Raw genomic sequence first — 19546 nt, forward strand, 5'->3', positions numbered from 1 at the left:
GGCAGAGCAACGCAAATATCAAGCTTATAGCATCCGGTCAAGTCATGCAAGATTCTTCTTCCACAGGCCGACCCACGCCCAGGTGGCGAATCCCGCGGCATCGTTGATCGCGAGCATCCACGTGTTCTCCACCGCGTTCCAGGTGTACACGCGCTCCACACTCGAATCGGCGCCGAGGCGCGCGTGATTGGCGATCTTGAGCCGGGCACCGAGACCGTGCCCGCGATGTTCTCGAGCCACAAGGGTCGATCCCTGCCAGCCGATCTCGGGCCGATCCGCGAAGTGGGCGACCTCGGTGAAACCCGCGGCCTCCTCTCCTCTGAGCGCGAGTGCGGTGGACACGATCTCGCGCTTCTCGGCCCGTTCCGCGTCGAGGACCCGGACCCGGGCCGCATCCCATTTCTCCTCGTCGCCGAATTCGGCGGCACCTGGAGTGTCCGTCGACATCTTCTGATGGAGGACGGCGATCTGCTCGAGCCGGTGCTCCGGCGTCGGACCCTGCCAGGTCTCGATCACATAGCCGTCCTCGCGATCCGCTGGGTCTTCGTCCGCCCCGGCCGGCCCGTCTCCCGTGGCCTCGCCGCCGACCCTCGCCACCGAGCAGCGTTCGAGCTGTCGGAACGAGTATCCGCGGCCGGCCAGGAAGGCGACATCTGGTTGGGCGCTGGGCAGGCTGCCGAACCCGGACCCCGCCGCGATGTGCGCGCCCTGCGGCGCGGCATCGCGGACCGTCGGCGGCAGTTCGCAGTAGCTCGACAGCCGCGTCCGTCCGGCGGCTCGCATCTCCTTCTCCATCACCTGCAGCAGCCGGGAGCCGAGCCCCTGCCGCCGATAGGCGGGATGGACGGCGCACCACAGATCCGCGACATCGATGTTGTCGCTCAGCGGCAGATAGGCGAGGCCTTTGGCCACGATCATTCCGCCGAGGCGGCCGATCCAGGTCGTGTGGGTGAGATAGTCGTTGACCGAGGACAGCTGGCGGCGGACTTCGGCGGGCAGCGGATCGAAATCCTCCCCGAGTCCGGAACCGCGGTTGATGAGCGTGTCGAAGTCGAGCACCTCGGCGAGGATGCCGTCCACGGCCTGCTCGCTCAGCTCTCCCGCCCGGATCCGGGTGATCTCCATTGTCGGTGCCGTCCTCGTCGTGTGCGTGGTGACCGTCCTCACGCGACAGCCTCTGGCAGACATTCTAGACTTCGAGGATGGTCAGCGTACATGTACTCAGCTTCGATCCCGCCGGCGTCAACTCCGGCATCATCACCGGCGGGCAGCGCAGCCTGCTCGTGGACTCCGGCCCCGGCCCTCTCGCCGCGCGGACTCTCATGGACCGTGCGGTGGAGTTGGCAGAGGAATCCAACGGGCGGTCGCAGCCTGTCGACGTGGTCATCACCCACGACCATTGGGATCATTTCTTCGGCACTGCGGAACTCGTGCGCGCCGGGGCCGAGACCGTGCACGCCTCCACCTCCTTCGCCGCCGACCAGGAGGCCACCGCCTGGATCGCACTCGATGCGGTGCGCAGCGGTGAGGAATCCGACGACTACCTCGGGCAGCTGCCCCTCGACCCCATGGAGCTCGTCGTCGCCGTCTCCCCCGTCGACGGTTCGCCCGGCGAGCACGGCACCCTCGACCTCGGGGACTGCCCGGTGGAGTTCCATGTCCTCGGCGGACATTCGACGGCCGACCTCATCGTCCGACTCCCCCGGGCGGGAATCGTCTTCGCCGGCGATCTCGTCGAAGAGGGCGCTCCCCCGCAGGCCGGAGCCGACGCCTCGCTGAGTGAGTGGGCGAACAGCCTGCGCGCGCTGCTCGACTTCCCGGAGGCGGAGATCTTCGTCCCCGGGCACGGACGGCCCGTCGACCGCAGCTTCGTCGAGCGTCAGCTCGCCGATGTCGAAGGTCTGCGGGAGAAGCAGTCCGACGCCGAGGTGGCCCTGCCCTCACGTGCCCTGCCCGGTGAGCATGATCGTCGGGTTCCCCGGGAGATCAGGGTGGTGTGATGCCGCGCTGCCGGTGCAGCTCGGTCACGAGGTCGCCGCCGATGGCGCCGAAGAGCGTGTGCGACCAGATGCCGGGCACCTCCGCATAGGGGCGGTCGCCGTCGTAGATCCACTGCGGTTCCCGTCCTGCGTCGAGATCGTCCAGGCAGGTCGAGCAGACCGGTACGCGCACGCTTCTGCCCTCGGCAGATCCTGTCGCGGCCGTGCTCACTCGCGCGCTCGTCTGCGCTTCGCCGTGCAGCGGGTTGATCGTGCACAGGCTCTGCGGGGCGCCTCCGGTGCGCTTCGCCTCGGCCCGGGCCGCACGGGAACCGCGCTGGCCGGAGCGATGCAGCTTCACCTCGGCGATCTCCCGTCCTGCCTGGCGCAGGAGCACCATCGCTCCGGCCAGGTCGATGCGCTCGGAGTCCTCGTCGTCGACGATGGCCCGGGCCGCCTGATAGGCGTCGAGTCCGCGCTCGACCCTCTCGGCATCGGCGGGCTCGAGGCTGCTGGTCTGCAGCGTCTCGATCTCTTCGGCCAGTTCGAGGGTCTCGGAGCTGATGGTCTCCCGCAGGGACCTCCGCTGCAGGGAATCGACCCTCTCGAGCATCCGGGAGGGAAGACGGAACTGCTGCTGCGTGCGCGTCGCCGCCGCCCGCGAACGCCTGGCCCGAGCGAGCCAGATCCCGGCGATGACGAGGGCGAGCACGAGCACGGCACCGCCGAGGAACAGGCTCGAGAACGATCCCGAACCGTCGACCGTCTGCACCTCGCTGCCGGGAGCCTGCTGCCCGGTGACCGCCTCGTCCTCGGTGCGCTCCTGCGGGTCCGCATAGAGGTCGAGGAGCGTATTCAGCTTCGTCGTCGACGGGGTCGAGACGTTCCAGTCCTGTCGGGCGACGGTGAGCTGGTGCATCACCTGCATGTGCAGCTCGTGCTGGTCCTCGAAATGCTCGTCGACGGCCAGGTCGGACTGGCCGTTGATCATGATGAAGGCGCCCTCTCCCCCGTGGAAGACCTTGATCTGCTCGAGGAGGTCCCGGTCGACAGTCTGCTCATCCACGGCGATGACGTAGACGGCGAAGTCGATGTCCCCCGTCTTCGCCTCGGCCTTCTCCAGCAGGCCGGGGTTGAGGGTGCCCGCGAGGGACTCTTCGACGTAGAACGGGTCGGTGTGCAGCGCCTCGGCGACCTGCTGTGCATCGATGCTCATGCCTGTCTCTTCCTCGTCCATGCCCGCCAGGCGAAGATTCCGCCGGTGCCCAGTCCGCCTCCGACGAGGATGCCGAAGATCGCGCCGGCGACCGCGCTGCCGGCCGGATAGCTCAGGGCCCGGGGATCGTCTTCACGTTCCTCGTTGACGACGATCGGTTCGCCGTCGCGGTCGAGAGTGCGCGAATAGCTGTCCGCGGGGTCCTCGACCTCTGCGCCTTCGAGCGCGCGCACGTAGGTGAGGGCCTGAGCCGAGGCACTGTCGTCGATATCGGTCTCCGGGCGCGCTTCGAGACGACGGACGACCCCTTTGTCCCCCACCGACTCGGTGCTGTTGCCGATCACGAGGACCGTGGCCCGGTCATCGGGCAGCTCCACGGCGATGCGGGCGGCGAGCAGATCGGCCTCGCCGTCGGCATCGTCGAGATCCGAGGTGGACAGGAACGCGACGTAGATCGGCACCTCGAGGTCGCGGGTCTCGTCTCGGATGGCGGCGAGGTCGGCGTCGTCGATGTCGAAGGCCTGGTAGCCGTCGATGTGGATCGGGTCGGCCGCGAAGGAGGCAGCGATCGCACGGTAGCGTGCCGGGTCGTAGTCGGGGTCGTACTGACCGTCGATGCGATCGTCGTAGATCGAGTCGACGGAGATCTCATCGCTGTCCCCGGCGGCGATCCGCACCGACCTGGCCTCGTCGAACTTCGAGACGCTGAACATCGTCGCCCCGAGGGTCACCGCGGCGAAGACGAAGACTGCCAGCGCCCATCTCCACCATCTGGTCATCGCGGACCTCCCGATGCCAGGGCGTTGGAGGAGCCCGCCAGAGAGTTCGCGGAGCCCAGGGATGCCAGCAGCGCGTCCTCGAGCGGTTGGAAGCTGCCGAAGCCCGAATGCGCATAGACGTCGTCGCGGAGGTAGTAGGGCACCGGGCGGCGCGAGCCCGGCCGTTTGGGCACCATCAGCCGTGCCGGTTCGTGTCCTTCGTCGACCGCACCCCGGCAGTTCGCACACAGGTCGACGGTGAGGTTCGTTCCCTGCTGGCGGAGGACGAACTGCTCGATTCCCTTCGTGTGGTGGGGGAAGAGGAAGCAGAAGCGCGGTGCCTGAGCCGTAGACGAGGATCGTGAGCGCAGGCATGAGCGCACCCAACGATCGGTGAGCACGAGCGCATTGACTCCGTGGCGGTGGGTGAAGTCGGGGCTCTCGGCCCAATCGGGATGGGTGTCGATGAGGGCGGTGAGCGCCTCTTGGATTCGCCGTCCCCGGTCGTAGAGACTCCACCTCTCCTCGTTCGCGTCTGTGGGTTCGGGCAGCGGCTCGAGGGCCTTCTCCACACGGTCCTTCAGGGATCGGCTGCGGACGAGTTCGGGCTCGGTCGTCAGGCTCGTCCGCCAGGAGTACTGTTCCCGGCGTCGCAGCAGCCAGGCGCTCAGTCCGAGGGCTGCGAGGGCGGCGGCGCCGAAGACGAGTCCGTCGGGGTTGCCGATGTTCAGCCCCGTCGCGGAGATGTAGTCCTCGTTGCGATCTCCCGCATCACGGGTGTCGAAATCGGGCGGGGCGGGCGGTTCCTCGCCCTGTGCGGCCGCGACGAGGATGGCCAGCTGGTAGGGCACAGCCAGTTCGACCGGGAGGAAGTCGCCGCTGGCCGAGCGGGCCAGCGCCGTGGACGACCGTGGGATCGCTGGGCCGTTGCCGTCGACGAGGTAGGCCTGGGCGTTCGCTCCTCCCACGGCCTGCGAGAACAGGATGAGCGTCTGTTCGGCATCCCCGTCGTCGTGCACGCTGTAGGCCAGATCCGAGGTGAACCGTGCCCAGTCTTCGGCGGCTCGGGGCGGGACCTCGGAGACGATGGCGATGTAATGGGGCAGGCCCGACTTCGCGGTCTGTGCGGAGGCCGATTCGATCGCACTCTTCTGGTTTTCGGTGAGACCGGGAGCGACGATCTCATCGATGTAGAGCGGGCCATCGGCCCAGGCGTCGCGGATGCGCGATCGCAGCGTCTCGAGCGCGGAGGCCCCGGTGGTCTTCTCGGTCACTGTTCAAGGATATTGCGTCGGCGCTGATCCCGCCGACGCCGCCGGTTCCGGTTCTGCAACACTCACACTTACGGCGCAGGACCCGAACGCGAAGAACCCCACAGTGGTCCACTGTGGGGTTCTTCGGGATCAGGCAGCAGTCAGACCGCTGCCTGTGGAATCACTTGAGGGTGACGGTCGCGCCGGCAGCCTCGAGGGTTTCCTTGGCCTTCTCGGCATCTTCCTTGGAAGCGCCTTCGAGGACGGCCTTGGGGGCTCCGTCGACGAGGTCCTTGGCTTCCTTGAGTCCGAGGGAGGTGAGCCCACGAACTTCCTTGATGACGGGAACCTTCTTCTCGCCGGCCGATTCGAGGATGACGTCGAATTCGGTCTGCTCTTCAGCAGCAGCGGCTTCTCCGCCACCGGCAGCGGGAGCGGCGGCGACGGCGGCCGGAGCGGCAGCCTCGACGTCGAATTCCTCTTCGAACTTCTTGACGAAGTCGGAGAGTTCGATCAGGGTGAGCTCTTTGAAGCCTTCGATGAGCTCTTCGGGTGTGAGCTTAGCCATGGTGGCCAGTCCTTCCTGTGGGGGTCACACGGTGTGACCAGGTTGATGGGGTGATGCTCAGTCGTCCGAAGCAGGAGCGGATTCCTGCTTCTCGCGGAGGGCATCGACAGTGCGCGCGGCCTTGACCAGCGGAGCGGTGAACAGGTAGGCAGCCTGGTGGAGGCTTGCCTTCATGGCACCGGCTGCCTTTGCAAGCAGCACTTCGCGGGATTCGAGGTCGGCGAGCTGGTTGACCTGCTCGGCGGTCAGGGCTGCTCCATCGAAGTAGCCGCCCTTCACCACGAGCTGGGAGTTCGCCTTGGCAAAGTTACGCAGAACCTTGGCAGCCTCCGGGGGTTCGCCGTTGACGAACGCGATCGCGGTGGGCCCACTGAGGTGCTCATCGAGACCGGCGACTCCGGCTTCCTTGGCTGCAATCTTGGTCAGCGTATTCTTTACCACGGCGTAGCTGACGTTCTCACCGAGAGAGACGCGCAGTTCTTTCATCTGCGCAACGGTGAGACCGCGGTACTCGGTCAGCAACACAGCATCGGAGTTCTCAAACTGCTGTTTGATCTCCTCTACTGCGGCTGCCTTGTCTGGCCTCGCCATGGTATTCCTTTCATAAGTCGCACGGTCTGCCCCGACACCAAAAAAGCGCTCCACGCAGGAAGGCGTGAAACGCTTCACCGTTCGGTTCATGCGAACCTTCCGGAAGTATCTCGTGCTCACCTGCGTGGGTCACTCGCTTGCGAGTCTTCGTCTGCGGGCATCGAGATTCGATGGCGAATTTCGATGGATCCACAGAGACCGACGGTCTTGGGTGTCTTCAGTCTAACCAATCGGCAGCGATCCCGTCCACTCGCCCTCGGAATACGCACCGAGAGCCTGGTCACGTCCCCTCCCCCAACTACCTGACGGCGGCCCAGATACCTTGCGCAAGGGATCTGGGCCGCCGTCGGGTAGCAGTGGGGTCAGTATTCGATGACCACGCGGCCGTCGATCTTGCCGTGGAGCATCTCGTCGAAGATGCCGTTGATGTCCTCGAGCGGACGCTTCGAGAACGTCGGGTGGATCTTGCCCGCGGCATAGAACTCGAGCGCCTCGACCATGTCCTGGCGGGTGCCGACGATCGACCCGCGGATCGTCAGACCCTTGAGGACGATGTCGAAGATCGGGGCCGGGAAGTCGCCCGGGGGCAGACCGTTGAAGACGATGGTGCCGCCTCGGCGGGTCATTCCGATCGCCTGGCCGAAGGCCGCGGGGTGGACCGCGGTGACGAGCACGCCGTGGCTGCCGCCGACCTTCTCCTGGATGATCTCCGCCGGGTCCTCGGCGAAGGCGTTGACGGTGATCTCCGCGCCGTGCTTCTTGGCCAGGGCGAGCTTGTCATCGGCAACATCGACGGCGATGACGCGCATGCCCATGGCCACCGCATACTGCACCGCGATGTGCCCGAGCCCGCCGATTCCGGAGATGACGACCCACTGTCCGGGTTTGACCTCGGTGCGCTTGAGGCCTTTGTAGACGGTCACACCCGCACACAGGACGGGGGCGATCTCATAGGGGTCGGCGCCTTCGGGGATGATCGCGGCGAACTTCGTGTCCACGAGCATGTATTCGCCGAAGGAGCCGTCGATCCCGTAGCCGCCGTTGACCTGGGACTCGCACAGCGTCTCCCAGCCCTGTCGGCAGTGTTCGCAGGTTCCGCAGGCGCTCCACAGCCAGGCGTTGCCGATGGTCTGCCCGACCTCGACGTCGGTGACTCCGGGGCCGACCTTCTCCACGGTCCCCACACCTTCGTGACCGGGGATGAGGGGGACCTTCGGTTTGACCGGCCAGTCGCCGTGAGCGGCGTGGAGGTCGGTGTGGCATACGCCCGAGGCGATGAGTTTGACGAGTGCCTGGCCGGGGCCCGGCTCCGGGATGGCGTTCTGACCGACCGTGAGGTCTTTGCCGAATTCCTCGACGACCGCTGCTTTCATTCCTGACATCATTGACTCCTTTGTGGTGATGTGGCGAGGTGGATTTCATGCATTGCGGGGTTTGAGATTGTGGCCGAAGCACCCGACGGCGGCCCAGCTACGTGGCGCGAGGTTGCTGCGCCGCCGTCAGGTAGCAGTGGGGGCGGGATCAGAAGAAGCCCTGCTTGCCCTCCGCGTAGCTGACCAGCAGGTTCTTCGTCTGCTGGTAGTGGTCGAGCATCATCAGGTGGTTCTCACGTCCGATGCCCGAGGCCTTGTAGCCGCCGAACGCGGCGTGTGCCGGGTAGGCATGGTAGTTATTCACCCACACGCGACCGGCCTGGATGTCGCGACCGGCCCGATACGCGGTGTTGCCGTTGCGGGACCAGACACCGGCGCCGAGGCCGTAGAGAGTGTCGTTGGCCGTGGCGACCGCATTGTCGTAGTCGCTGAAGGTGGCCACCGAGACGACGGGTCCGAAGATCTCCTCCTGGAAGATCCGCATGCTGTTGCTGCCCTTGAAGATCGTCGGCTGGACATAGTAGCCCCCGGACAGGTCCCCGCCGAGGTCGGCCCGGGCACCGCCGGTGAGCACCTCGGCGCCCTCCTGCTTGCCGATGTCGAGGTAGGACAGGATCTTCTCGAGCTGATCGTTCGAGGCCTGGGCGCCCATCATGGTGTCGGTGTCGAGCGGGTTGCCCTGGACGATCTTCTTCGTCCGAGCGACGACCGCGTCGAGGAAGGGATCGGCGATGGATTCCTGAACGAGGGCCCGCGACGGACAGGTGCAGACCTCACCCTGGTTGAGGGCGAACATCGTGAAGCCCTCCTGCGCCTTGTCCCAGAATGCGTCGTCGTTGGAGAGCACGTCCTCGAAGAAGATGTTCGGCGACTTGCCGCCGAGCTCCAAGGTCACCGGAATGATGTTCTGCGAGGCGTACTGCATGATCAGACGGCCCGTGGTGGTCTCGCCGGTGAACGCGATCTTGCGGATGCGCTTGTTCGAGGCCAGCGGCTTGCCGGCCTCGAGGCCGAAGCCGTTGACGATGTTGAGCACGCCGTCGGGCAGCAGGTCGGCGATGAGTTCGGCGAGGACGAGGATCGAGGCCGGGGTCTGCTCGGCGGGCTTGAGGACGATCGCGTTGCCTGCGGCCAGCGCCGGGGCGATCTTCCACACGCCCATGAGGATCGGGAAGTTCCAGGGGATGATCTGCCCGACCACGCCGAGCGGTTCGTGGAAGTGGTAGGCGACGGTGTCCTCGTCGATCTGGGACAGTCCGCCTTCCTGGGCTCGGATCGCCGAGGCGAAGTACCGGAAGTGATCGACGGCCAGGGGCAGATCGGCGTTGAGTGTCTCACGCACCGCCTTGCCGTTGTCCCAGGTCTCGGCGACAGCGAGGGTCTCGAGGTTCTCCTCGATGCGGTCGGCGATCTTGTTCAGGATCACCGCACGCTCGGCCGGTGAGGTCTTGCCCCAGGCAGGTGCCGCCTTGTGCGCGGCATCGAGGGCGACCTCGATGTCCTCGGCGGTGCTCGCGGGAACCTCGGTGAAGGTCTTGCCGGTGATCGGGGTGGGGTTCTCGAAATAGTTGCCCTTGACCGGCGGAACCCACTGTCCGCCGATGAAGTTCTCGTACCGAGACTTGAAGGTCACAAGCGAGCCGTCCTGGCCGGGCTGTGCATAAACAGTCATTGCAACTCCTTTGATGCGTCTGCTTCCACCGGATGTTCTCCGTGTGCTTCAGACGCTACAGAGGGCAACGTTGCACGTGCGTTGCATCACATCCTCGGCCGGCGGCGCGAGGCTCAGAGTCCGAGGGCTTCGAGGCGGACGAGCGCCGCATTGCGTTCGGGGGCCTCGGGCGGGGCGAGGCGCAGCACGGCCATGAGCACTTCGTCATCGCTGCGGAACTGGGGCAGTCCGGCATAGCGCCACAGCTGCTGCCAGGTTCCGTCCTGGAGCAGAGTCTCGCGCATCAGCGCATCGAGCTCATCGCTGATCTCCCGGACGCCCGGCGCATCGGACTCCGGCAGCACCCGCCCCCGGTACCGATCGAGCGCGGTCTCCACATCCCGCTGCGCCAGCGCTTGGTGGATCCGTTCGACATCAGAGCCGAAGCCGCCGCGCAGCCGGTAGGGGCGGGCGTCGACCCGCAGATCGCCGAGGTGGTCGATGGCCCGGCGCAGACGTGTGATCTCGGCGCGGACCGTGACTTCGCTGCCGCCGACCGGCCACAGCTGCTCGACCAGTCCCCCGCCGCTGATGCCCTCCGGGCTGCGGTGGAGGAGGAGCAGGATCTCCGCGTGGCGTCTGGTCAGTGTCAACGACGTGCCGTCGGGGCCGCGCAGCTGCGGAGCAGTCCCGGTGACCGTGAGGTAGGCGTCCGGTCCTTCGCCGGGACGTGAGAGCTCGCCGGAGTTCGGGGTGTAGAGCTCGGAGAGTCCGGCGCCGGCGACCTTGGCCGTCGAGGTCAGCAGCGGCAGGACGATCGAGGACACGGCGTCGTCTCCCCCGGTGACATCGATGATGCCGAGGACCTGTCCGGTCAGCGGGTGTTTGACGGGCACGGCGCTGCAGCTCCAGGAGTGCACCTCGGGGGCGAAGTGCTCGGCCTGACTGATCTGCACGGCGCTGCCCGACCGCAGGGCCAGACCGGGCGCCGAGGTGCCCATCACATCCTCCGACCAGTCGGCTCCGGGCACGAATCCCATCGATTCGGCCCGATTGCGCACCGACCGTTCGCCTTCGACCCACAGCAGTCGTCCCTGTTCGTCACCGAGCGCCACGAGCAGGCCCGCATCGTTCGCGGGCTCGATGAGGTGGGAACGCAGCAAAGGCATGATCGAGTGGAAGGGGTGACGCCGTCTCACCTCGGCGAGCTGCTCGGCCTCATAGGCCACCCGGGTCTGCACCCCGGCAGGATCCCGCAGGCGGTCGAGGGAGCGGGTCCAGGATTCGAGGACGGAGGGGCGCACGCCCGGCGCAGACGGGTCGGTGTCGTGGGAGCTGAGACTCTGCAGGCGTTCATGGGCCCGGCGGACCATGCGCTGGTACTCGTCTTCGAGCAGCGGCATCGATTGCATGGCGGGGCGATCCACCTCCATCGGCGGGAGTCAGAGGGTTGTCTCAGTGGTCACAATCTATCCTCGAAGCCCGAGCCGGGCAAGGCCGCAGACAAGAAGGGGCGGGAAGTGATCAGCTCACTTCCCGCCCCTTCTCAGGCGAACTCTATGTCCGGATCGGTCGATCAGACTCGCAGAGTCGAGTTGTCGATCGGCACACCGGGACCGTTCGAGGTCGACACGGTCGCCTTCGTGATGTAGCGGCCCTTCGAGGAGGACGGCTTGAGGCGGAGGATCTCCTCGATCGCGGCATCGAAGTTCTCCTGCAGAGCAGCCTCGGTGAAGGAGACCTTACCGATGATGAAGTGCAGGTTCGAGTGCTTGTCGACGCGGAATTCGATCTTTCCGCCCTTGATGTCGGTCACGGCCTTGGCGACATCCATGGTCACGGTGCCGGTCTTCGGGTTCGGCATCAGGCCGCGGGGACCCAGCACCTTACCGAGACGGCCGACCTTGCCCATCATGTCCGGGGTGGCAACCGCGGCGTCGAAGTCGGTGAAGCCGTCGGCCACCTTCTCCAGCAGGTCATCGGAGCCGACGAAGTCAGCACCTGCTTCGCGGGCTGCCTCTGCACGGTCGCCGGCGGCGAACACCAGGACCCGGGCGGTCTTGCCGGTACCGTGCGGAAGGTTGACGGTGCCGCGCACCATCTGGTCTGCCTTGCGGGGATCGACCCCGAGGCGGAGGGCGACCTCGACGGTGGCGTCGTACTTCGCCACCGTGGTCTCCTTGGCCAGGACGATCGCCTGAGCCGGTTCGTACTTCACATCTGCGGCGATCTTCTCGACCGCGGCCTCATAGGCCTTTGAACGCTTTGCCATCTGCTTCTCTCCTTGCAGTCGTGGTGTGGGCTGCGTGGGCCCTGCCACTGTGGGTTGTGGGGTCTCAGACCTCGACGTCGGTGGTGATGCCCATGGAACGAGCGGTTCCGGCCACGATGCGGTCGGCCTGTTCCAGGGTGTTTGCGTTGAGATCGGGCATCTTCGTGCTGGCGATCTCACGCACCTGATCGGCGCTGAGGTGAGCGACCTTGACGGTGTGCGGAGTGGCCGAACCCGACTTCACTCCGGCAACCTTCTTGATCAGTTCTGCGGCCGGCGGGGTCTTGAGCACGAAAGTGAACGAACGATCTTCGAACACAGTGATCTCGACGGGAACGACGTTCCCGCGCTGGGATTCCGTGGCGGCGTTGTAGGCCTTGCAGAATTCCATGATGTTGACGCCGTGCTGGGCAAGCGCCGGACCGATCGGAGGCGCCGGGTTGGCGGCACCTGCCTGAATCTGGAGCTTGACGAGGCCGGCTACCTTTTTCTTGGGAGGCATGTACGGTCCTTAATCTTGAAGTTTCGATGCGCCAGACGAATACGGCGCATCGTCCGATCGCGGCCTCCGATAAGAGCCGCGATCAAACCACACCAGTATTCCATGCGCACTCACCCCGGAGCAAATGCCCGTGAGTGGGATCACGGCGGCTCCGACCACTGGAATCCCGGCTCGGACCCACGGCTCGAGGCCACAGTTCGAGGTCCCGGCTCGTACCCCCGAGACGCGAGAAGGGCCCGGACGAATCCGGGCCCTTCTCGGTTACGCATCTGTGGTCAGAGTTTGGAGACCTGGTCGAAGCCGAGTTCGACGGGGACATCGCGCTCGAAGATCGACAGCAGCACGGTGAGCTTCTGCGATTCCGGACGGATCTCCTGGATGGTCGCGGGGTGACCCTCGAAGGAGCCCTCCTTGACGAGCACGGACTCACCGACCTCGAACTCCACCTCGGTGATCGGGGCGGACTTCGCAGCCGCCTCGGCGGCCGGACCTTCGGCTGCGGCGGCCTCAGCCTGACGCTCTTCGAAGATCGGGGCGAGCATCGTGAACACCTCGTCGATCGACAGCGGGGTCGGATCGTAGGCGTTGCCGACGAAGCCGGTCACGCCCGGGGTGTGGCGCACGGCGCCCCAGGACTCATCGGTCAGCTCCATGCGGACGAGCACGTAGCCGGGGATGCGGACGCGGCGGACCTGCTTGCGCTGGCCGTTCTTGATCTCGACGACGTCTTCCATCGGAACCTGGGACTCGAAGATGAAGTCCTCGAGGTTGAGGCTGACGGTGCGGTTCTCGAGGTTCTGCTTGACGCGGTTCTCATACCCTGCGTAGGAGTGGATGACGTACCAGTCACCCTCCTGCATGCGCAGTTCGGATTTGAACTCCTCGGCCGGATCCACGGCATCGTCTTCGGCCGGAGCCTCGGCGGCTTCGCCCTCGACATCATCGGCGGCAGTCTCGTCCGCGTCGGCGGGTGATTCGGCGGCAGGGACCTCGTCCGCGGTGGCTTCGGCGGCTTCGCCCTCGGCGGAGTCCGCGACATCTGCGGTCTGGGCGACCTCGTCGGTCTCGACGACATCCTCGGTCACGACAGCCTCGGCGTCGGCCGCCGGTGCGTCGATCGATTCGTCGACGGTCGCGTCCTGAGTCTCAGGGGTCTCCTGCTCGGGTGAACTGGTATCCGACACCGATCAAATCCTCGCTTCTGGTGTAGTGATTCCCGGATGGGAGTGAAAAGTCTGAGCTGTGTGTGTCACCACAATGGCCACAGCGGTGTCCCGCCGAAGACGAACCCGACGAGCTTGCCGAAGACGAGGTCGAGGACCGTGACCAGGAGCATCATGAAGAGGATGAATCCCAGGACCACCAAGGTGTAGTTGACCAGCTGCTTGCGTGTCGGGGTGACGACCTTCTTGAGTTCGGCCACGACTTCGCGGAAGAACTGGAGGATTCGTCCGAAGAACCCGAGCTTCTTTCGACCGGTGGCACTGCTGGGTGCGCTGCCAGTCTTCTTTGCCGGTGTGTCGCTCACACATCCTCACTCGGTCGGTTTCATTGGGGACTTCACAATTGTTTCATGCCTGTCGAGGACGGCATCTCGCCGAGACGACGACGGCAGATGTCAACTGCGCAGGGGTGACAGGACTCGAACCTGCAACCTACGGTTTTGGAGACCGTTGCGCTACCAATTGCGCCACACCCCTTCAGCCGGACTTCTCCGACCACGAGAAACGAGCATACCGTCTCCGACCGCCGTTCGTCGAACCGGGTCTCCGGGGGCGTCTCAGTCCTCGTCGGGCGTGCTCGGCGGCTGGGCCGCGAGCGGCAGCGGAGTCGGGAATCGGACCCAGGGTTCGATGGTCACGACCTCATCGGGTGTGACCGTGATGATCTGCACGTCGATGGGGCGCTTCGTGGCATTGTCGACGCGGAGGATCGAGAGTTCCGCGTTCATCTTCAGCGGGCCCGGGGTCAGCGCGTTCGCCAGCGCCCCGCCGGTGGTGGAGCTGAGATAGCGGACTCCGCTGCCGAAGGTTTCCGGTCCGACCCGCCGGTGCCAGTGTCCGCTCAGAGCGTACTGCGCACAGCCCGAGCGCAGCGCCGGGGCGCCGACCTTCGCATCGTGGATGAGCATGATGTCGAACTCGGTCTCGCAGGCCTCGGTGCGAAGCTTCTGCGCGTACTGGTCGGCCGTGAGATCGGTCTCGAGCTGAGCTCCGGAGCCGAAGACGGTGCGTCTGGGGTCGGGGCCGCCGAAGAAGGTCACTCCGGCCATCTCCGCGGTCGAATCCTCGAGCACCTTCCAGCCGCGGCTCTTCGCATGTCCGCTCGTCTCGGTCGAGTCGTGGTTGCCTTTGACCATCATCCGCGGCAGGCCATCGGGCAGTTCGTCATCGAGGACGTCGAGGCAGTAGTTCTCCGCCGAGGTTCCGGTCATGGTGATATCGCCGCCGTCGATGTAGGCGTCGGCTCCGCTCATGCCCGCCACGGCCCCGACCACCCGGGCCATGCCGATGTTGCAGTGGATGTCCGAGCCGAACACGAAGGTGCTCACGCCCTCGCCTGCCCCGGTGTCACCGTCCGTGCCGACTCCCGCCGGGGGCACGAGGCCTCGGTCGCTCCAGTTGCCCGTCAGGGGTCGCTGGTTCCATTGCGCGCGGAGGTTGGCGAGCACCTGATCGTAGAAGGCGTCGTTGTCGTCGGAGAAGTCCTTGACCGCGGTGAACGCGGTGTCGATGATCCCGCCGAGGCGGCCCGTGACCTGGGAACCGGCCAGCGGAGTCCCGTCGAAGGCGGGATCGGCGACAAGGGGCTCCGGGCGTCTGAGCACGGCGGTGCCCAGGCCCGCGAGGACGAGCACGGTGACGAGGCCGATGCCGATGAGCTCCTTGCCGACGAAGGCGCGCATGACCCCGTCCAGGCGGGTGGGTCCGAGCACCACGGCCACGCCGACGAGGATTCCGGTGATGAGGCAGACGGCCAGTGCCCAACGGGAGAGGATCTCCCTGCTCAGCCCCTCGACGACCTGGTCGACCTGAGCCTGCGGGGCGGAGAACAGCGAGGCGTAGGAGGCGATGTCGCCGCCGAGGGCATCGACGGCACCTCCCCCGGGCACCGCCTCGGCGGCCGATCTCCCATCGCCGAGTCCGCCGTCGGCGTCCCGCCGCTGGGATGCCGAGGTCCGGCCCTCGTCCGCGGAGACCCCGGAGACCGGAATCTCGCCGATGTCGACTCGCAGCCCCAGGCCGAGGGGGATGTAGTCCTCGGCGGGGACGAGAAGGCGCCCCAGAGGCCCGAAGTCGACGGTCAGCCGGGAGTCCGCGGTGAGACGATACTGCGCCTCATGCGGGCCGAAAGTGAGATCGGCGCGGGCGGTGAAGAGCGACCACGGCAGGGTCGCCAGAGCGACCACGGCGAGGGTGATGAGCAGGGTGGAGGTTCGGCGGCGCGGTGACACTCCCCCAGTCTAGGGAAGAAATCCAGGGAAGATTCAGAGCCGGCAGCCGACGAAGGTCGGTTCGGGCTCGAGGACGATGCCGAAGGACTCCTCGACACCTGCCACGACCGTGCGCGCGAGCTCGAGCACATCGTCCGTGCTCGCCTCACCGCGGTTCGTCAGCGCCAGGGTGTGCTTGCTCGAGAGCCGGGCCCGCCCGGCGCCCACGCCGAAGCCCTTGGCGAAACCGGCGTGTTCGATCAGCCAGGCCGCCGAGGTCTTCGTCCGCCCCGGAATCTCGGCCCCGCTGAGCGGGTCCGTGACGGGGAAGCGGGGCGCTTCGGACGGCAGCGCATCCGGGTCGTCGACGATCGGATTGGTGAAGAACGATCCGGCCGACCAGGAGTCGTGATCCGCCGGGTCGAGGACCATGCCTTTGGACCGGCGGAGGGCGACGACGCTGCTGCGCACGCGCTCGGCGGCGACGCGCTGACCGATCTCCACGTCGAGCGCCGAGGCCAGCTGGGCGTAGCGGACGGGCAGCGACTCGGAGCTGCGCTGGAGCGCGAAGGTCACCGAGAGCACGACGAACTGCGGTGTCCCGGCCGCCTGTGCGGCACGTTTGAGCGCCGAAGTGCGGTAGCCGAATTCGAGTTCGACCGCGCTGAGATGACGGATCTGACCGGCGATCCGATCGAAGACCTCGACGGAGGTGATGAGCTCGCCGACCTCGGTGCCGTAGGCTCCGACGTTCTGAATCGGGGTCGCCCCGACCGAGCCGGGGATCCCGGACAGCGCCTCGAGTCCGGAGAGTCCGCGCTCGAGGGTGAGGGAGACGAACTCGTCCCAGCTCTCCCCCGCCTCGGCGGTGACTTCGCTCGTCGACTCCGAGACCTCCGTGACACCCACACCCGTGGTCGCCACCACGCAGACGGGACCGGAGAAGCCCTCATCGGCAATGAGCAGGTTCGAGCCGCCGCCGATGAAGAGCACATCGTGACCGCCCTGGGTCTGCAGCTCCAGGGAGTGCTCACGGCAGAACTCGAGCAGCTCCGCGCGGTCCCGCGCCACCCTGAGATCCGGGGCCGGACCGCCGAGGTGGAAGGTGGTGAATTCGGACAGGTGGGTCGAGGTCACCGGGAGACCCGCACCTGGGTGCGGCTGAGCACGTCGGTCTCGCCGGACTTGACGGTGACGTCGATGCGCGCTGTGCCCAAGGCCGCGTCGACGGCGCCGACGGTGGCACTCAGCGCAAGCGAGGCGGTCGGGGTCGCCGGAGTCCCGGATTCGGCATCGGGGACGAGCACCGGGGCGGAGAAGCGGGTGCGGTAGTCGACGACCGAACCGGGATCGCCGAGCCATTCGACGATCGGGGCGATGACCACGGCCATCGAGAGCATGCCGTGGGCGATGACTCCCTCGAGTCCGACCTCGGTGGCGAAGCGCTCGCTCCAGTGGATCGGGTTGTGATCGCCCGAGGCGGCCGCATAGTCGACCAGGGAGGCTCGGGACAGGGGGATCTCGGCTTCGACGACGGTGTCGCCGATGGTCAGCTGGGAGAAGTCGATGGTGCTCATTCTCCGTCTCCTCTCACGACGATCGTCGAGGTCACGGTGACCACGGGCTGGGCTGCGACATCGGTGATCTCGGTGCGGGTGGTGATCATGGCGTTGCTGCCGGCGGCGCGGACTCCGTCGACATGGGTGGTGGCCTCGAGGCTGTCGCCGGCGACGATGGGGCGGGTGAAGGAGAACTGCTCGGAACCGTGGACGACCTTCGAGAAGTCGATGCCCGAGTCCGGATCGGAGATGTAGGCGGCCTCCGACTTCTGCGCGATGATCACGGCGAAGGTGGTCGGGGCCACGACATCGCGGTAGCCCAGGGAGGTCGCCGCCTCGGCGTCGAAGTGGTAGTCGGCCTCGGCTCCGGTGGCGAGCGCGAATTCCGCGATCGCCTCCCGGGACACCTCATAGGGCCTGGGCAGGGAGTAGCTCGCTCCCTGTTTCTCGGTATTCACCGGCATAGTGCTCTCTTTCCGACGGTGGGGACTGCGTACTCCCAGCCTAGCCGCCTGCTTCGCCTCGGCGGAATCCGAGCGGCGGCGGGTGCGGGCCACCGGGAGTTCGCTTCCGGTTCATGGAATTGCTTCACTATCGGCCACAGCGCACTAGAACTGTTATATGTTGTCCACATCACATTGTACGAAGGAGTGAGCGATGACGAGTGAATCTTCGAACACGACCGCCACGTCGCAGAAGACGAACGACCGACCCCGGGTCAAGGACGGTGTGGCGGTTCCGTCCCCCGACTCTCCGGGAACGCCTCCTCCGAAGGCCGCGACCGCCTCGGCGACGGGTGCCGCAGCACCGAGCGAGCCGATCGATCCGGCCGAAGCCGAGGTCGCCGTCGGCACCGATGCCGCCTACGCCGGCGAGGAGGCCGACCGGGTCCAGATCCGACGACCCCTGCGCAACATCTCGGAGGTCCGACACTTCTTCCGCACCAATCAGACCCCGATCTACTTCATCGGGGCGACCCCCTTCAATCTGCTCGGCCTCGACCGCTGGGTGCGCAACTTCTCCTACATCACCTACTACGACGGCTGGGACGGCGGACACCCGCGCGTCTTCTCCCCGCGCTACAAGCCCTTCGTCGAGTTCGAGTCCGGTGAGGCGATCAACAACTGGCTGCTGCTCAACGCCGAGGTCCGGGCGCACATGACCCGCAACGTCCCGCACGGCGAGCGGGTGCAGGTGGCGATGGTCTTCTTCGACGAGGAGACCGAACGGATCTGCCGTGAGCTCGGCTACGATCTCATCCTGCCCTCGGCGGCTCTGCGCAATCAGCTCGACTCGAAGATCGAGACGACGAAGCTCGGCAATGAGGCCGGTGCCTTCTCCGTGCCCAACGTCCTGACCACGGCCGATACCTATGAGGCCCTGAATGCGGGGGCCGCCGAGGCGGACCTGGGCACCGATCTGGTCGTGCAGACCCCCTACGGCGATTCCGGGAAGACCACGTTCTTCATCTCCTCGGCCGCCGATTGGGAGAAGTACAAGGACGACATCATCGGCGAACAGCTGAAGATCATGAAGCGGATCAACAACACACCGGTGGCTGTGGAGGCCGTGATCACCTCGAGCGGCGTCGTCGTCGGCCCCTTCCTCACCGAGCTGGCCGGGTTCACCGAGCTGACTCCGTACAAGGGCGGCTGGTGCGGCAATGAGATGACCCCGGATGTGCTCACCGCCGATCAGCGAACCCGCGCCAGGGACCTCGTGCGCAAGATGGGCGAAGGTCTGCGCAAGCGCGGGTATCGCGGCTTCTTCGAGGTCGATGTGCTCGTCGATCTCGACACCGACGATGTCTGGCTCGGCGAGCTCAATCCGCGGATCTCGGGCGCCTCGGCGATCACGAACGTCACGGCCGGAGCCTATGCCGACGTGCCGCTGTTCCTGTTCCATCTGCTCGAGTACCTCGACGTCGAATTCGATCTCGACGTCGACGAGATCAACGAACGGTGGGAGGAGCTCTCGGGAGCCGACGAGTGGTCGCAGATGGTCATCAAGGAGACCGCCGACATCACCGAGTACATCACCCACTCCCCGCTGACCGGACAGTACTTCCTCGACCAGTACGGCACCCTGACGTACAAGCGGGCGGCCCTCGACTGGCATCCCCTGCAGAACGGCAGCGAGGTGTTCTTCCTGCGCATCTACGGTGCCGGGGAGTATCGCTGGAAGGGAGCCGACCTCGGCGTGCTGGTGACGAAGAACCCGCTGCAGACGAAGGCGGGCGGCTCGAACGCCCTGAGCATCCGCGCCAAGCACTTCATCGATTCGATACGCGCCATGTACTCCGGCGTCCCGGTCGCGGCCGAGGACCCCTCCCCCGCCCTGGGCGGGCCCGGCGCCAAAGGTGACTGACCGAACGGCGGGCGCCGCGGCGCC

At 66.4% G+C, this 19546-nt stretch carries 19 protein-coding genes and 1 tRNA gene; 2 read left to right on the forward strand and 18 right to left on the reverse strand.

Annotated elements, in window-relative coordinates:
- Nucleotides 1-42: 42 nt before the first annotated feature.
- Nucleotides 43-1125 (reverse strand): GNAT family N-acetyltransferase, encoded by a 1083-nt coding sequence (locus CV023_RS14310; RefSeq protein WP_230746809.1) that lies wholly within the window; start codon nt 1123-1125, stop codon nt 43-45.
- A gap of 77 nt (nt 1126-1202) precedes the next feature.
- On the opposite strand from CV023_RS14310, the gene CV023_RS14315 reads away from it, so the two are divergent.
- Nucleotides 1203-2000, forward strand: a complete 798-nt coding sequence (locus CV023_RS14315) for an MBL fold metallo-hydrolase (protein WP_230746811.1) — start codon at nt 1203-1205, stop codon at nt 1998-2000.
- Here CV023_RS14315 and CV023_RS14320 read toward each other — a convergent pair.
- From CV023_RS14320 to CV023_RS14400, 17 genes are all read right to left on the reverse strand, one after another.
- A complete protein-coding gene (locus CV023_RS14320; protein WP_230746813.1) occupies nt 1987-3195 on the reverse strand; it encodes a hypothetical protein in 1209 nt (402 codons plus the stop codon). The two genes, CV023_RS14315 and CV023_RS14320, sit on opposite strands and share 14 nt — an antisense overlap.
- A complete protein-coding gene (locus CV023_RS14325) occupies nt 3192-3974 on the reverse strand; it encodes a hypothetical protein (protein ID WP_230746815.1) in 783 nt (260 codons plus the stop codon). The genes CV023_RS14320 and CV023_RS14325 overlap by 4 nt, the downstream gene beginning before the upstream one ends.
- Complete coding sequence (locus CV023_RS14330) at nt 3971-5227, reverse strand: hypothetical protein (protein ID WP_230746817.1); 1257 nt, start codon at nt 5225-5227, stop codon at nt 3971-3973. Before CV023_RS14330 ends, CV023_RS14325 begins: the two co-directional genes overlap by 4 nt.
- Nucleotides 5228-5387: 160 nt before the next feature.
- Nucleotides 5388-5774, reverse strand: coding sequence for a 50S ribosomal protein L7/L12 (gene rplL / locus CV023_RS14335; RefSeq protein WP_230746818.1), 387 nt, complete (start codon nt 5772-5774; stop codon nt 5388-5390).
- A gap of 57 nt (nt 5775-5831) precedes the next feature.
- Nucleotides 5832-6365: a 50S ribosomal protein L10 gene (gene rplJ, locus CV023_RS14340; RefSeq protein ID WP_230747235.1), complete on the reverse strand. Its 534-nt coding sequence runs from the start codon at nt 6363-6365 to the stop codon at nt 5832-5834.
- Nucleotides 6366-6727: 362 nt separating this feature from the next.
- Nucleotides 6728-7747 (reverse strand): alcohol dehydrogenase AdhP, encoded by a 1020-nt coding sequence (adhP, locus tag CV023_RS14345; RefSeq protein ID WP_230747240.1) that lies wholly within the window; start codon nt 7745-7747, stop codon nt 6728-6730.
- Between the two features lie 139 nt (nt 7748-7886).
- On the reverse strand, nt 7887-9410 hold the full coding sequence (gene exaC / locus CV023_RS14350; RefSeq protein WP_230746820.1) for an acetaldehyde dehydrogenase ExaC: 1524 nt from the start codon (nt 9408-9410) through the stop codon (nt 7887-7889).
- A 113-nt stretch (nt 9411-9523) separates the two neighbouring features.
- The gene (locus tag CV023_RS14355) at nt 9524-10822 is read right to left on the reverse strand and encodes a helix-turn-helix domain-containing protein (RefSeq protein ID WP_230746829.1); all 1299 of its coding nucleotides are present in this window, start codon (nt 10820-10822) and stop codon (nt 9524-9526) included.
- Between the two features lie 143 nt (nt 10823-10965).
- Nucleotides 10966-11661 carry a 50S ribosomal protein L1 gene (gene rplA, locus CV023_RS14360; protein ID WP_230746830.1) on the reverse strand — a complete coding sequence of 232 codons (696 nt, stop codon included), beginning with the start codon at nt 11659-11661 and terminating at the stop codon, nt 10966-10968.
- A gap of 64 nt (nt 11662-11725) precedes the next feature.
- Nucleotides 11726-12163 (reverse strand): 50S ribosomal protein L11, encoded by a 438-nt coding sequence (rplK, locus tag CV023_RS14365; RefSeq protein ID WP_230746832.1) that lies wholly within the window; start codon nt 12161-12163, stop codon nt 11726-11728.
- Nucleotides 12164-12438: 275 nt separating this feature from the next.
- Nucleotides 12439-13347: a transcription termination/antitermination protein NusG gene (gene nusG / locus CV023_RS14370; protein ID WP_230746834.1), complete on the reverse strand. Its 909-nt coding sequence runs from the start codon at nt 13345-13347 to the stop codon at nt 12439-12441.
- A gap of 65 nt (nt 13348-13412) precedes the next feature.
- Nucleotides 13413-13691 carry a preprotein translocase subunit SecE gene (gene secE / locus CV023_RS14375; protein ID WP_230746836.1) on the reverse strand — a complete coding sequence of 93 codons (279 nt, stop codon included), beginning with the start codon at nt 13689-13691 and terminating at the stop codon, nt 13413-13415.
- Between the two features lie 99 nt (nt 13692-13790).
- Nucleotides 13791-13863: transfer RNA gene (locus tag CV023_RS14380), tRNA-Trp, on the reverse strand.
- Nucleotides 13864-13943: 80 nt separating this feature from the next.
- Nucleotides 13944-15617: a metallophosphoesterase family protein gene (locus CV023_RS14385; RefSeq protein ID WP_230746837.1), complete on the reverse strand. Its 1674-nt coding sequence runs from the start codon at nt 15615-15617 to the stop codon at nt 13944-13946.
- Nucleotides 15618-15650: 33 nt separating this feature from the next.
- Nucleotides 15651-16733 (reverse strand): UDP-N-acetylmuramate dehydrogenase, encoded by a 1083-nt coding sequence (locus tag CV023_RS14390; RefSeq protein ID WP_230746839.1) that lies wholly within the window; start codon nt 16731-16733, stop codon nt 15651-15653.
- Nucleotides 16730-17173 carry a MaoC/PaaZ C-terminal domain-containing protein gene (locus CV023_RS14395; RefSeq protein ID WP_230746841.1) on the reverse strand — a complete coding sequence of 148 codons (444 nt, stop codon included), beginning with the start codon at nt 17171-17173 and terminating at the stop codon, nt 16730-16732. Before CV023_RS14395 ends, CV023_RS14390 begins: the two co-directional genes overlap by 4 nt.
- Nucleotides 17170-17619: an FAS1-like dehydratase domain-containing protein gene (locus tag CV023_RS14400; RefSeq protein WP_230746843.1), complete on the reverse strand. Its 450-nt coding sequence runs from the start codon at nt 17617-17619 to the stop codon at nt 17170-17172. The genes CV023_RS14395 and CV023_RS14400 overlap by 4 nt, the downstream gene beginning before the upstream one ends.
- 193 nt (nt 17620-17812) lie before the next feature.
- Between CV023_RS14400 and CV023_RS14405 the strand changes: the two genes are divergently transcribed.
- The gene (locus CV023_RS14405; RefSeq protein WP_230746844.1) at nt 17813-19522 is read left to right on the forward strand and encodes a biotin carboxylase; all 1710 of its coding nucleotides are present in this window, start codon (nt 17813-17815) and stop codon (nt 19520-19522) included.
- Nucleotides 19523-19546: the final 24 nt, after the last annotated feature.

Source organism: Brevibacterium sp. CCUG 69071 (genome assembly GCF_021023135.1).
Taxonomy (GTDB): domain Bacteria; phylum Actinomycetota; class Actinomycetes; order Actinomycetales; family Brevibacteriaceae; genus Brevibacterium.